Origin of the sequence: Pseudomonas marginalis, from assembly GCF_024169655.1 — a bacterium.
Classification (GTDB): domain Bacteria; phylum Pseudomonadota; class Gammaproteobacteria; order Pseudomonadales; family Pseudomonadaceae; genus Aquipseudomonas; species Aquipseudomonas paraveronii.
On record NZ_JALJWV010000001.1, the window covers coordinates 558,284 to 570,208 of the forward strand.

Sequence of the window (11,925 nt, forward strand, 5' to 3'; positions counted from 1 at the left end):
GCGTCAAACGCGCGAAGGTTGCGCAAACAGCCGCGACAGCAGCAGGCGATCCAACGCCCACACGACGATCAGCGACGCGCCCACCAACGGAAAGATGATCGCCAACCCGAGCATGATCACCATCGCGGTTTTCCACTTCGGCAGGTCATGACGCAACGGCGGCACACCCAGGCCGCCGGCCGGTCGCCGCTTCCACCAGATCACCACGCCGCTGACGGCGCTGAGCAGGATCATCAGGCAGATCAGCAGCACAATCAGTTGATTGACCCAGCCGAACATCTTGCCCTCGTGCAACATCACGCCGGTCTCGGTCGCCCGCGCCACGCCGTTGTAGTGTTCCCAGCGCACATCGGCGAGGACCTTGCCGGTGTACTGGTCCACGTGCAGGGTCGCGTCATTGCGCGGGTCGTTGGCGAATACGGCGACAGTGAATACGCCCTCGGCAGTGGTGGGTGGGGTGATGCTGTAGCCGGGTTCGACCTTGCGTGCGGTGGCGAGGTCGACCACCTGTTGCAGGCTGATGGTGGGCGCGGCAGGGGCGGCCTGCATCGCGCCGTGGTTCATGTGTTCGGCATGGTCGCCGGACACCGGCATCGGTGTGTTTTCCATGGCCCAGGGCACGGTCTGTTGCGTCGCGGTGTTGAGCACGCGGGCCTGTTGATCGGAGGTCGGCACGGCGTTCCACATCGCCGCCGGGAAGCGGTTCCACAGCTCGGCGTATTGCTTGCCCCAGAAGCCGGTCCAGGCCATGCCGCTGAGCAGCATCACCAGCAATAATGCGGCACCCCAGAAGCCGGTGACCACGTGCAGGTCGCGCCAGAACACTCGGCCACGCGTAGTGAAGCGTGGCCACAGCACGCCGGACGATGACTTGCCGCGCGGCCACCACAAGTACACGCCTGAGATCACCAGCATCACGCCCCAGCCGGCGGCGAGCTCGATCAGGCGATCACCCACGGTGCCGATCATCAACTCGCCGTGCAGGGCGCGGGCGATGGCTTGCAGGTTGTTTTTCGCGTCCTGCGTGCCGAGTACGGTGCCGCGATACGGGTCGACGAACACCGTCATTTCGCGGCCGCCGTCGTGCATGACGAACTGGGCGCTGCTGGTGGCGTCGGCCGGTGGCAGGTATTTGCTGAGCGTGCCCCGCGGGTAGGCGGCCTTGGCGCGTTGCAGTTGCTCGTCGGCGCTCAGCGCGTGTTCGGCGGCGGGGACGGTGAGCAGGTCGCCGTACATCAGCGGGTCGAGTTGGGGCTTGAACAGGTAGATGATGCCGGTCAACGCCAGCAGCACCATGAAGGGGGCGACAAACAGCCCGGCGTAGAAGTGCCAACGCCAGGCCAGGTTGTAGAAGGAGATTTTTTGTGTGCTCATCGGGGGCTCCGCAAGGTTTTGTTTTTTGGGGGCAGTTACACCGCTATCGGGGGCTTGCCCCCGATGCTTTAGAAGCTCATGTCGACCTTGGTCCAGAGCGTGCGGCCCGGCTCATTGATGGCTTGCGGATCGTTGGCCGGGTAGCCGAACCCGGCGTTGCCGGCCAGGTTCAAATGCTCGGCGTAGGCTTTGCCGAACAGGTTGTCGACGCCGGTGCTGACCTTGAAGTTTTTATTGATGCGGTACGCCGCGTTCAGCGAGAACACGCCAAAGCCGCTGCTCTTGTCGTAGTCCTTGCCGACCACGTTGCCTTTGTTCTGGTCGATGCGGTTTTGCGCGGCGACCACTCGCCACAAGGCGCCGGCGCTCCAGTCGTCCTCGCTGTAGGTCAGGCCCAGGCGCGCATCCAGCGGCGGCATTTGCGGCAGGGGCTTGCCGTCGCTGCTGTTCTTGCCCCAGGCATAGGCGAGGGTGGCGTCGGCCTTCCAGTTTTGGGTCAGCTTGTACGCTGCGCCCAACTCACCGCCCATGATCCGTGCGTCGACGTTACGCGCCTGGGAAGTGGTGCCCATCATTCCGGCTTTGTAATCGAAGAGGATGAAATCGCGCACTTGGCCGATATAACCCGAGGCCCAGGCTTCGAGGTCAGCGGTCTTGTATTGCGCGCCGAAGTCGAGCTGAGTGGTTTTCTCCGGCTTCACGCCATCGAACGCGTTGACCGAACCGGCCGCGCCGGTGTTGGGGGAAAACAGTTCCCAGTAATCCGGAAAGCGTTCGGCATGGCCCAGCCCGGCGTAGAGCGTGGTCGGGGTGTCTGCCAGGTCGTGCTCATAACGCATGAAGCCTGAGGGCAGGGTGTCGGCGCGGGTGTCATCGGCGGTCGGGTTGGCGCGTGCCGACATGCCTGAGCCGATGGTTTGGCGGAAGTCCCTGGCCGAGGCGCGGTCCAGGCGCGCGCCGGTGATCAGGCGGTCGCGGTCGGCGGCGTACCAGGTCAGTTCGCCGAAGACGCCGTAGTTATGGAAATTGGCGTCCTTGTTGCGCGGTAAATCCTTGTAGGTGTCGACGCCCATGCTGCTGCGCTGGCGGTGTTCGTTGGTCTGCGCATCCAGGCCGCCGATCAGTTGCAGGTCGGCCCAGCGCCAGGTCGCCTTGATTCGCGCGCCGAGGGTGCGGCGGTCGACGTTGGAGGCCATGGGGCCGGCCATCATCCCGGTGCCCGACGGGACGCGCAGGCTGTAGTTGTCCATGACGTGGTCGGCGTAGTTGTAGTAGACCTGGGCCTCGACCTTGTCCAGCACTTCACCGATATTGGACTTCTCGAAGCGCAGCCCCAGGCTTTCGCGCAGGAACTGCGAGCCGTCCATGCTGCGCCCGGCGTAGCGCGCCTCGCCATCGCCGCGGCCGGCGGTGAGTTCGAGCAGGGTGTCGGCGTCGGGGGTGAAGCCGACCGCGACGTCGCCGTTCCACTTGTCGTAGCGCGAGGCGACTGTGTCGTTATTGCCGTCCTTGTAGTCGTCGGAGTGCGCCTGGTTGCCGATCACCCGCACGTAGCCCAGGGGCCCGCCGGCAGCGGCATCGACGACTTTGTCGAAGCGCCCGTTGGAGCCGGCCAGCACGCTGGCGTTGAGCCGCGTGCCCAGTTCGCCAAAATGCTCGGGCTCGCGCTCGAACAGGACGGTGCCCGCCGATGCGCCCGGGCCCCAGAGCACGGTTTGCGGGCCTTTGATCACGGTCAGTGTGTCGTAGGTTTCCGGGGAAATGTACGACGTAGGCGCGTCCATCCGGCCAGGGCAGGCGCCGAGCATCATGCTGCCGTTGGTGAGGATGTTCAGGCGTGAGCCGAACATGCCGCGCAATACCGGGTCGCCATTGGTGCCGCCGTTGCGCACCAGGGCGAAGCCGGGGATGGTCTTGAGATAGTCGCCGCCATCGCTGGCGGGCACTGGCTGGCGTGGGTCTTTCGGGTTGGTGACCACGGTCAGTGGCGAGCTGGGCGCGATGGCCGTGATCACGGTGGGGCTCAGTTCGTGCTCGGCGTGCTCATCGGTAGCGGCATGGGCCTGTGGCATCAAGAGCGCGCCGCACAGAACGGCGAACACGGGAGTGCTTCCCAAGCGGGTGTCAGCAGAAAACCTGGACATGAAAAATTCCATCTATCAATCGTAAACAACACGGCCAGCAGCCTGTGGCTGTCTGTCTAACGTCGGCCGGGGTGAAGTAACGGTGTCAAGTGCTTACGCGGCGATGGGTGGGGCACGACTGCGCGCGCCGGGGAAAATGCTCTGCCGGGCATGGCCCAGGCGCGGTGAGGGGGTGAGGGCGTTGGCCGGCGATGGGGCGCCGAGGGTGAGGTAGGACACGCTGCCGGGCAGGGCCGGGCAACTGAAGAGCAGGCTGCAATAGCCGCACTTTTCCCAGAGCACGTGGTGTTCGTCGGGGGCCTGTTTTTGAGTCGGACGCTGTTGCGGTTCGCCATGGCACTCGGGCATGTCCATGGACATACCGGCGTGCTGATTCATCGGCATCGCTTGGGAAATCAGCGGACCGATAAAAATCATCAGCATGGCGAACAGGCTGATCCAACTGCCGCGCTTAAGGCTCACGGGCCTGCGGCGCTGCACGGACAGCCTGGCGCGTGGGGCGCCCATCGAGTGTTGGCCTACTGCGCGTGTTTATGCTCGTGGGGGGCCATCTGCGGGACTTTCTGTACGGACACTTGCACCTCGACGTCCCCGGCTTTTTCGAAGGTCAGGGTCAGTGGGAAGTGTTTGCCGTCAGCCAGCACGCTGCGGTCTTTGAGACCGAACAACATCACGTGATACGCCATGGGCGCGAAGGTCAAGTCACCCTTGGCCGGCACGGCAACGCTGGGCACTTGTTGCATCTTCATCAAGGCGCCTTGCATCACATGCTCATGCAGTTCGGCGGTGTCTGCCACCGGCGTCTTGACGCTGAGCAGGCGGTCCGGGGTTTCGCCGGTATTGTGAACCACAAAGTAGGCCGCGACGGTCGGCGCGTTGGGGGGCAATTCCTGGGACCAGGGATCGCTGACCAGCAGGTCGCCGGCCTTGTAGTCATCGGCATTGGCAGCACTGAACGCCGGCAGCAGCAACGCGGCCAGAAGCAGGGAAGATTTGAGCATGGCAGTTCTCCAGAACGGTTCTAAACGCAGTTGATTTGCGAAGACCATCAGACCGTTGGAGAGGCGCGCGGGTTAAGGCTCGGCCATTGCTGGCGCGGCGTGGGCGACTGCAATGACGGCGGCGGCAGGCTCTGCACCGCCTCGAACCGTGTGACATACAACTGCGGCACATGCCCCGGCAACGCCACCAACGGCGCCGAGCCCGAGCAACACCAGCAATGCTGCATGGCGGAGTGATCGTCCTGCTGCGGTGCCGGAATGTCCAACTTGCCCAGAGCAACGGTTTTCAGGCTGGCGCCATTGGACGAACAGAAGCTGCCCCACAGCAGTTGCTGCACGGGGTCTTTGGACTGCTGCATCGCCCCGGCCAACGGCATGGCAAAGGCGTTGAACAGCACTGCAAAGCAGGCGATCCAGACGATTGCAAAGCGTTGACGGGCCATGGCGGACAATCCGTAGGGTTAAACGATCAGGTGGGTATTTAGCCTGATCGGGGGGGATAAGTAAAAAGTGGCGGTGTGGTTTGGTGTCGCAGCTCTACCAAGTTATGCCGTTGGTACGCCGTGGACCTGCATATCGACACCTAACGCTTTTCTAATCACTGCAAAAATCGCTGCCAGGTTATCCATGCTTGGGTTTCCGCTGGCTGACAACATCCGGTGCAGGCTTTTACTAGGTTTTGCGGTCTCTGTCGCAAGCCCTTCAAATCCTACTGTGGCGTTGACCAAATCACGCAGAATCACGCGTGAAATTTCCGGCTCGCCATTGAGAAAAAGCGTAGCAGCCTCATCCAGGAGTGCTTGGGCAAATTCAGGGTCGCGTTGAGCGCGTTCGGCAATGGTGTGTTTGTAGCTGCGGGTTAGTGCCATGCTGGTTACCTCTTTTGTTCCGATGCCCTGCGCCGCTGCTACTTTGCGATCCGCGACGTTACTGCGGTGAGATCGCGTTTTGGGCTGACGTGGTTGTCGCGTCGGTATTCTTCAATCTCAATCATTGGCCGTGCTGAAGGTAACAAATAGGTTACCAATCAAGCAGGCGAGCGATCCTGACTTATCGAATGAAGTTTGCCAACGCGATGAGTGTTTCTTCCGGCGACAAGAGTTCCCGATCCACTTGAGCCAACACCGGCCGCCTCAACACCAACACCGGCACCCTACGCTCGCGCGCCACTTCCAGCTTCGGTTCGGTGGCGGTGCTGCCACTGTTCTTGCTGATCAGCACATCGATCTGTTGTCGTTCGAACAACGCGCGCTCGTTTTCGATCAGAAACGGCCCACGCGCGCCGATCACTTCGCAGCGTTCATTACCCGGATACACCTCCAGCGCGCGCAGCGTCCAGAACTGCTCCTGCGGGATCTCATCAAGATGCTGCAACGGCTCGCGGCCCAAGGTGAACAGCGGGCGCTTGAAGGGTTTCAGGGCCTCGATCAGCTCGGCCCAGTCAGCGACTTCGCGCCAGTCATCGCCCGCTTGCGGTTGCCACGCCGGGCGGCGCAGGGCCCAACACGGAACACCGCACAACCGTGCGGCCTGGGCGGCGTTGTGGCTGATCTGTGCCGCGTAAGGATGGGTGGCGTCGAGGATCAGGCTGATCTGCTCGTCGCGAACGAACTGCGCCAAGCCTTCAAACCCGCCGTAGCCCCCGACCCGCACCTGGCACGTGAGGTCAGTCGGCACGCGGCCCACTCCGGCCAAACTGTAGATATGTTCCGGCCCCAGGGTTCGGGCGATGGCGAGGGCTTCGGTGACGCCGCCCAGCAGCAGGATGCGTTTCATAGTGGCTTGACCACGTCCAGCAGGGTGATCGGCAGCGCCTGGCGCCAGGTGTCGAATTCACCGAGCGGCTGGGCCTGGGCCACGTGGAGGCGGGTCAGTTCGCCGCCGTGTCGGGCGCGCCAGGCCATCAGGGTCATTTCGCTTTGCAGGGTCACCGCATTGGCGACCAGGCGGCCACCGGGGCGCAGGTGTTGCCAGCAGGTCTCGAGCACGCCGTCGCGGGTGACGCCGCCGCCGATGAAGATCGCGTCGGGTGTTTCCAGGCCGTCGAGGGCCGCCGGCGCGGTGCCGCGCACCAGTTGCAGGCCGGGCACGCCGAGGGCGTCGCGGTTGTGTTCGATCAGGCCTTGGCGGCCTGCATCGGCTTCAATCGCCAAGGCGCGACAGCTCGGGTGGGCGCGCATCCATTCGATGCCGATGGAGCCGCTGCCCGCGCCCACGTCCCACAGCAGTTCGCCGGGCAGTGGCGCCAGGCGGGCCAGGGTCATGGCGCGCACGTCGCGTTTGGTCAGTTGACCGTCGTGCTTGAACGCTGCGTCCGGCAGGCCGGCGAGGCGCGACAGGCGCGGGGTATTGGCGTCGGCCAGGCAGTCGATGGCGACCAGGTTCAGATCGGCGACCGAGGCATGCGGCCAAGCGTGGGCCACGCCATCGAGACGCTGCTCATGCGCACCGCCCAGATGTTCAAAGACGCTCAGACGGCTCGGCCCAAAGCCGGATTCAACCAACAGCGCCGCAATCGCCGCCGGGCTCTGCCCGTCATTGCTCAACACCAGCAAGCGCACGCCGCTGGCCAGATGCGCATTCAGCGCCGCCAGGGGCCGGGCCACCACGGATAACGTCATCACGTCCTGCAACGGCCAGCCCAGGCGCGCCGCCGCCAACGACACCGAGGAGGGCGCCGGCAAGATCAGCGACTCTTCAGCCGGCACCTGCCGCGCCAGGCTGGCGCCGACGCCGTAGAACATCGGATCGCCGCTGGCCAGCACGCACACCGGTTCACCGCGCCGCGCCAACACCGGTTCCAGGGAAAACGGGCTCGGCCATAACTGGCGCTCGCCGCGAATACACAAGGGCAACAGGTCCAGTTGGCGTTGGCCACCGATGATCCGCGACGCGCGCAACAAGGCATGCCGGGCGTTTCTGCCGAGCCCTTTGAAGCCGTCTTCACCGATGCCTATTACCGTCAGCCAGGGCGACATATGAATTCCTTGAACGACATCCGACGGGCAGGCTTTTCATGCCGTCGGACAAAGCAGGCATAATACCGCGCCTTGACCCGCGAACCGGTAGCCCCGTGAACCCAATCCCTGCTCTGAACACCTTGCGCCCCTCGGCTTGTCCGGGGTTGCTGCGTATCGTCCAGGCGTTGGACGGCGGCATTTGCCGGATCAAACTGGCCGGGGGCGCAATCAGTGCCGCGCAAGCCCATGCCGTGGCGGACGCGGCCCAGGCCTATGCGGGTGGGGTGATCGAGGCGACCAACCGCGCCAACCTGCAGATCCGCGGGATCGGCGCCGAGCAGGACGCCTTGATCGCACTGCTCCTTGCCGCAGGCCTTGGCCCCAGCACCGCCGCCGGTGACGACGTGCGCAACCTGATGCTCAGCCCCAGCGCCGGTATCGACCCGCAGATGCTGTTCGACACGCGCCCGCTGGCCGAGCAGATTCTCGCCAGCCTGCAAAATCATGCGCGCTTCCATGAGCTGTCGGCCAAGTTCGCCGTGCAACTGGATGGAGGCGAAGCCCTGGCGATGCTCGAACATCACCACGACCTGTGGCTGTCGGCTTTTGAACAGCACGGCGAGACGCTGCTCGCGTTCGGCCTGGCCGGCTGCCCGGGGTTGGATGCGCCGCTGGCAGCGGTGCGACTGGAGCAGGGGCATGCCTTGGTGGTGGCGGTGCTGGAACGGTTTCTGGACCTGGCCACGCCGGCGCAAACGCGGATGCGTCATCTGCCTGTGGATAACTTCCTCGCGGGTCTGCACCTGCCGCTGTTGCCGGTCGATGGCTTCAAACGCCCGGCCAGCGGGGCGTGGCTGCACCTGGGAAGTTATCCACAGCGTCAGCAGGATCGGGTCTACGTCGCCGCCGTGACGCCGCTGGGCCGACTCGACTCAAGCATGCTCAAGGGCGCAGCCCAACTCGCCAATGAGTATGGCGACGGCACGCTGCGCTTTACCCCCTGGCAAGGCCTGCTGCTGCCCAACGCGAAAAGCCACGATGCCGCCGCGATCACTGCGCGCCTGGCACAGTTGGGCTTCCTCTGCTCGGCCGAGCAGCCGCTGGCGCACCTGATCGCCTGCACCGGTTCCAGCGGCTGCGGCAAAGGCCTGGCCGACACCAAAGCCGACGCCGTGCAACTGGCCGTGCTGCACCCCGGCCACGCGGTACACCTGTCCGGCTGCCCGCGTTCCTGCGCGGCGGCGCACAGTGCGCCGGTCACTTTGCTGGCGGTCAGCCCCGGCCATTACGACGTCTATTTTCGCGAGGCAACCCAGCCCGGTTTCGGCCGGCTGCACGCACGCACTCTTTCTATTGAAGCGGCGGGCGCCCTGCTGCGCGCTCACCCACGGAGCAACACCGATGATTGATTACATCCGCGACGGTCAGGAGATCTATCGCAACTCCTTCGCCATTATTCGCGCGGAAGCCAAGTTGGAGCGCATCCCGGCCGACCTGGAAAAACTCGCGGTGCGGGTGATTCATGCCTGCGGCATGGTCGAGGCGATCGACGGCCTGCAGTTCTCCGAAGGCGCGGGCAAGGCCGGGCGCGAAGCGCTGGCCGCCGGTGCGCCGATTCTGTGCGATGCGCGGATGGTGTCCGAAGGCGTGACCCGTGCGCGCCTGCCGGCCAACAACGAAGTGATCTGTACTCTGCGCGACGACCGCGTGCCGGCGTTGGCGCAGGAACTGGGCAACACCCGTTCCGCCGCCGCCCTGGAGCTGTGGCGCCCGCACCTGGCAGGCAGTGTGGTGGTGATCGGCAACGCGCCGACCGCCTTGTTCTACCTGCTGGAAATGCTCGACGCCGGCGCGCCGAAACCGGCGTTGATCCTTGGCTTCCCGGTGGGTTTCGTCGGCGCCGCCGAATCCAAGGCAATGCTCGCCGCCGATAGCCGTGGCGTGCCGTTCGTGATCATGCAGGGCCGTCTGGGCGGCAGCGCGATGGCGGCTGCGGCGGTCAATGCCCTGGCCACGGAGGTCGAATAATGTCGGCACGCGGACGTTTGATTGGCCTGGGCGTAGGCCCCGGCGACCCGGAACTGATCACCCTCAAGGCCCTGCGCCTGCTGCGCGAATCGCCCGTGGTGGCGTACTTCGTGGCCAAGGGCAAAAAGGGCAACGCCTTCGGCATCATCGAAGACCACCTGGTAGCGCAGCAAACCCTGATGCCGCTGGTGTACCCGGTGACCACCGAGGCGTTGCCGGCGCCGCTGTCCTATGAACAAGTGATCAGCGATTTCTACGACAGCGCCAGCCTCGACGTCGCTGCGCACCTGGACGCCGGCCGCGATGTGGCGGTGATCTGTGAAGGCGACCCGTTCTTCTACGGCTCCTACATGTACCTGCATGACCGCCTGGCCGAGCGTTACGAAGCGCAGGTCATCCCCGGCGTGTGTTCGATGCTCGGCGGTGCCTCGGTGCTCGGCGCCCCGCTGGTGTATCGCAACCAGAGCCTGTCGGTACTGTCGGGGGTGCTGCCCCATGAAGACCTCAAGCGCCGCCTGGCGGATGCCGACGCGGCGGTGATCATGAAGCTGGGGCGCAACTTCCCCAAGGTCCGCCAGGTGCTCGAAGAACTCGGCCTGGCCGAGCGTGCGCTGTATGTGGAACGCGCGACCATGACCAACCAGAAGATCGTGGCGTTGGATCAAGTCGAGCCGATGTCCTCGCCGTATTTCTCGCTGATCATCGTGCCCGGTGAACGGTGGCAAGGTTGATGCGCCCGGCGATTGTCATTCTGGGGCAGGGCAGCCTGGCCACGGCGCGCCGGATTGCGCAGGTGTATCCGGGTGCGGTGATCCACGGCCTGCTGGGCCGGGTTGACGGCGCAGACCAGACCTACAGCGAATTCGGCACGACCCTGCGCCAGCTCTATCAGCAGGGTACGCCGCTGATCGCGCTGTGCGCCGCCGGCATCGTGATCCGCACCCTGGCGCCGCTGCTGCTGGAAAAAGGCGAAGAACCCGCCGTGCTGGCCGTGGCCGAAGACGGCAGCGCGGTGGTGCCATTGCTCGGTGGCCTGGGCGGGGTGAATGGCATGGCGCGGGAGATTGCCGCTGCGTTGGGCGTGGCCGCGGCGATCACCACCAGTGGCGAGCTGCGGTTCGGCACGTGCCTGCTCAACCCGCCGACGGGGTATCAACTGGCGGACCTGGAGCTGGGCAAGCGCTTCGTCTCTGACCTGCTCGCCGGGGAAAGCGTGCGTATCGAAGGCGCAGCGCCGTGGCTTGACCAGGCCAACCTGCCGCAGGACCGACAGGCGCGCCTGGCGATCCACGTGGGCAGCGCCGAGCGTGTACCGGCGGCCAACGAGTTGCTGATTTATCCACAGACCGTGTGCGTCACCTGCAAGCCCGCTGCGCAATTGGCGCAGCGTGTGCGCGCGGCGTTGCATGCGTCGGGGATTGCCGTGCAGTCCCTGGCCTGCCTGTTGGCCAGCGATACCCAGATGGCTGAGCCGTCGTTGCACGAAGCCGCGTTGGAATTAGGCGTGCCGCTGCGTTTCGCCGAGGTGGAGCAAACGGAAGACATCGTTGTTTCGGTCGCCGAGCAGCCGCTGGACGTGTCCCAGGTCGGTCGCCCGCGTGGCCGCCTTGCGGTGATCGGCCTCGGTCCTGGCGCCGCCGACCTGATGGTGCCGGCGGTGAAGGCCGAACTGGCGCGCTGTACCGATGTGCTGGGGTACGAGACTTACGTGCGCATGGCCGGGCCGTTCCGTGACGATCAGGTGCAGCACTGCACCGATAACCGCGAAGAAATGCAGCGCGCCCGCCACGCCTTCGAGTTGGCCGCCCAAGGCCGTTCGGTGGTGGTGGTGTCGTCCGGTGACCCTGGTGTGTTCGCCATGGCGGCGGCGGTGATCGAGGCGCTGCACGCGTCCATCGACCCGGCCTGGCACCAGGTCGACCTGCAAATCCTGCCGGGCGTTTCCGCGTCCCTGGCCACCGCTGCCCAGGCCGGCGCGCCGTTGGGGCACGACTTCTGCGTGATGTCGCTGTCGGACAACCTCAAGCCCTGGTCGATCATCGAGCAGCGCCTGGACCTTGCGTCCCAGGCCGACCTGGCCCTGGCGTTCTACAACCCGATCTCGCGTGCGCGCCCGTGGCAACTGGGCCGCGCCCTGGAGATCGTCGCGCAACACCGCAGCGCCGAAACGCCGGTGGTGCTGGGCCGTGACATCGGGCGTCCGGGCCAGACCCTGCGCGTGACCACGCTGGCGCAACTGACCCCGGAACAGGTGGACATGCGCACCATGGTGCTGATCGGCTCGTCCACCACCTGCGTGTTCCCGCGTGCGGGTGGCGGTGAGTGGGTGTACACGCCGCGCTGGTACGGAGAAAAACCGGCCTCCTGAAAGCCGCCGCGCAACCGCCGGAAAGCTCCGAATGACGCTGGGTGAACGCC

12 protein-coding genes are annotated in these 11,925 nt (G+C 65.2%); 4 read left to right on the forward strand and 8 right to left on the reverse strand.

Features of this window, described 5'->3' with window-relative positions:
- Nucleotides 1–3: 3 nt before the first annotated feature.
- From J2Y83_RS02350 to cbiE, 8 genes are all read right to left on the reverse strand, one after another.
- Complete coding sequence (locus J2Y83_RS02350) at nucleotides 4–1,374, reverse strand: PepSY-associated TM helix domain-containing protein (protein ID WP_253393183.1); 1,371 nt, start codon at nucleotides 1,372–1,374, stop codon at nucleotides 4–6.
- A gap of 68 nt (nucleotides 1,375–1,442) precedes the next feature.
- Nucleotides 1,443–3,518 (reverse strand): TonB-dependent copper receptor, encoded by a 2,076-nt coding sequence (locus J2Y83_RS02355; protein ID WP_253393184.1) that lies wholly within the window; start codon nucleotides 3,516–3,518, stop codon nucleotides 1,443–1,445.
- Between the two features lie 93 nt (nucleotides 3,519–3,611).
- Nucleotides 3,612–4,025 (reverse strand): DUF2946 domain-containing protein, encoded by a 414-nt coding sequence (locus J2Y83_RS02360; protein ID WP_253393185.1) that lies wholly within the window; start codon nucleotides 4,023–4,025, stop codon nucleotides 3,612–3,614.
- Between the two features lie 11 nt (nucleotides 4,026–4,036).
- Nucleotides 4,037–4,519, reverse strand: a complete 483-nt coding sequence (locus tag J2Y83_RS02365) for a copper chaperone PCu(A)C (protein WP_247407431.1) — start codon at nucleotides 4,517–4,519, stop codon at nucleotides 4,037–4,039.
- A gap of 47 nt (nucleotides 4,520–4,566) precedes the next feature.
- The gene (locus J2Y83_RS02370) at nucleotides 4,567–4,962 is read right to left on the reverse strand and encodes a DUF2946 domain-containing protein (protein ID WP_253393186.1); all 396 of its coding nucleotides are present in this window, start codon (nucleotides 4,960–4,962) and stop codon (nucleotides 4,567–4,569) included.
- A gap of 102 nt (nucleotides 4,963–5,064) precedes the next feature.
- Nucleotides 5,065–5,388 (reverse strand): helix-turn-helix domain-containing transcriptional regulator, encoded by a 324-nt coding sequence (locus J2Y83_RS02375; protein ID WP_253393187.1) that lies wholly within the window; start codon nucleotides 5,386–5,388, stop codon nucleotides 5,065–5,067.
- 181 nt (nucleotides 5,389–5,569) lie between these two features.
- Nucleotides 5,570–6,295 (reverse strand): cobalt-precorrin-6A reductase, encoded by a 726-nt coding sequence (locus J2Y83_RS02380; RefSeq protein WP_253393188.1) that lies wholly within the window; start codon nucleotides 6,293–6,295, stop codon nucleotides 5,570–5,572.
- Nucleotides 6,292–7,497: a precorrin-6y C5,15-methyltransferase (decarboxylating) subunit CbiE gene (cbiE, locus tag J2Y83_RS02385; RefSeq protein ID WP_253393189.1), complete on the reverse strand. Its 1,206-nt coding sequence runs from the start codon at nucleotides 7,495–7,497 to the stop codon at nucleotides 6,292–6,294. Before cbiE ends, J2Y83_RS02380 begins: the two co-directional genes overlap by 4 nt.
- A gap of 38 nt (nucleotides 7,498–7,535) precedes the next feature.
- Here cbiE and cobG point away from each other — a divergent pair, with 38 nt between their 5' ends.
- Genes cobG through cobJ form a run of 4 tightly spaced genes read left to right on the forward strand, consistent with a single transcriptional unit; the run spans nucleotide 7,536 to nucleotide 11,875 of the window.
- Nucleotides 7,536–8,888 (forward strand): precorrin-3B synthase, encoded by a 1,353-nt coding sequence (gene cobG / locus J2Y83_RS02390; RefSeq protein WP_253393190.1) that lies wholly within the window; start codon nucleotides 7,536–7,538, stop codon nucleotides 8,886–8,888.
- Nucleotides 8,881–9,507 carry a precorrin-8X methylmutase gene (locus J2Y83_RS02395; protein WP_253393191.1) on the forward strand — a complete coding sequence of 209 codons (627 nt, stop codon included), beginning with the start codon at nucleotides 8,881–8,883 and terminating at the stop codon, nucleotides 9,505–9,507. The genes cobG and J2Y83_RS02395 overlap by 8 nt, the downstream gene beginning before the upstream one ends.
- A complete protein-coding gene (locus tag J2Y83_RS02400; RefSeq protein WP_253400331.1) occupies nucleotides 9,504–10,238 on the forward strand; it encodes a precorrin-2 C(20)-methyltransferase in 735 nt (244 codons plus the stop codon). Before J2Y83_RS02395 ends, J2Y83_RS02400 begins: the two co-directional genes overlap by 4 nt.
- On the forward strand, nucleotides 10,238–11,875 hold the full coding sequence (gene cobJ, locus J2Y83_RS02405; RefSeq protein ID WP_253393192.1) for a precorrin-3B C(17)-methyltransferase: 1,638 nt from the start codon (nucleotides 10,238–10,240) through the stop codon (nucleotides 11,873–11,875). The genes J2Y83_RS02400 and cobJ overlap by 1 nt, the downstream gene beginning before the upstream one ends.
- Nucleotides 11,876–11,925: the final 50 nt, after the last annotated feature.

Coding starts and splice junctions, on each gene's coding strand:
- J2Y83_RS02380 (WP_253393188.1), bottom strand. CDS start 6,295: ATGAAACGCATCCTGCTGCTGGGCGGCGTCACCGAAGCCCTCGCCATC.
- J2Y83_RS02365 (WP_247407431.1), bottom strand. CDS start 4,519: ATGCTCAAATCTTCCCTGCTTCTGGCCGCGTTGCTGCTGCCGGCGTTC.
- cobG (WP_253393190.1), top strand. CDS start 7,536: ATGCCGTCGGACAAAGCAGGCATAATACCGCGCCTTGACCCGCGAACC.
- J2Y83_RS02375 (WP_253393187.1), bottom strand. CDS start 5,388: ATGGCACTAACCCGCAGCTACAAACACACCATTGCCGAACGCGCTCAA.
- J2Y83_RS02350 (WP_253393183.1), bottom strand. CDS start 1,374: ATGAGCACACAAAAAATCTCCTTCTACAACCTGGCCTGGCGTTGGCAC.
- J2Y83_RS02360 (WP_253393185.1), bottom strand. CDS start 4,025: ATGGGCGCCCCACGCGCCAGGCTGTCCGTGCAGCGCCGCAGGCCCGTG.
- J2Y83_RS02395 (WP_253393191.1), top strand. CDS start 8,881: ATGATTGATTACATCCGCGACGGTCAGGAGATCTATCGCAACTCCTTC.
- cbiE (WP_253393189.1), bottom strand. CDS start 7,497: ATGTCGCCCTGGCTGACGGTAATAGGCATCGGTGAAGACGGCTTCAAA.
- J2Y83_RS02370 (WP_253393186.1), bottom strand. CDS start 4,962: ATGGCCCGTCAACGCTTTGCAATCGTCTGGATCGCCTGCTTTGCAGTG.
- J2Y83_RS02355 (WP_253393184.1), bottom strand. CDS start 3,518: ATGTCCAGGTTTTCTGCTGACACCCGCTTGGGAAGCACTCCCGTGTTC.
- cobJ (WP_253393192.1), top strand. CDS start 10,238: ATGCGCCCGGCGATTGTCATTCTGGGGCAGGGCAGCCTGGCCACGGCG.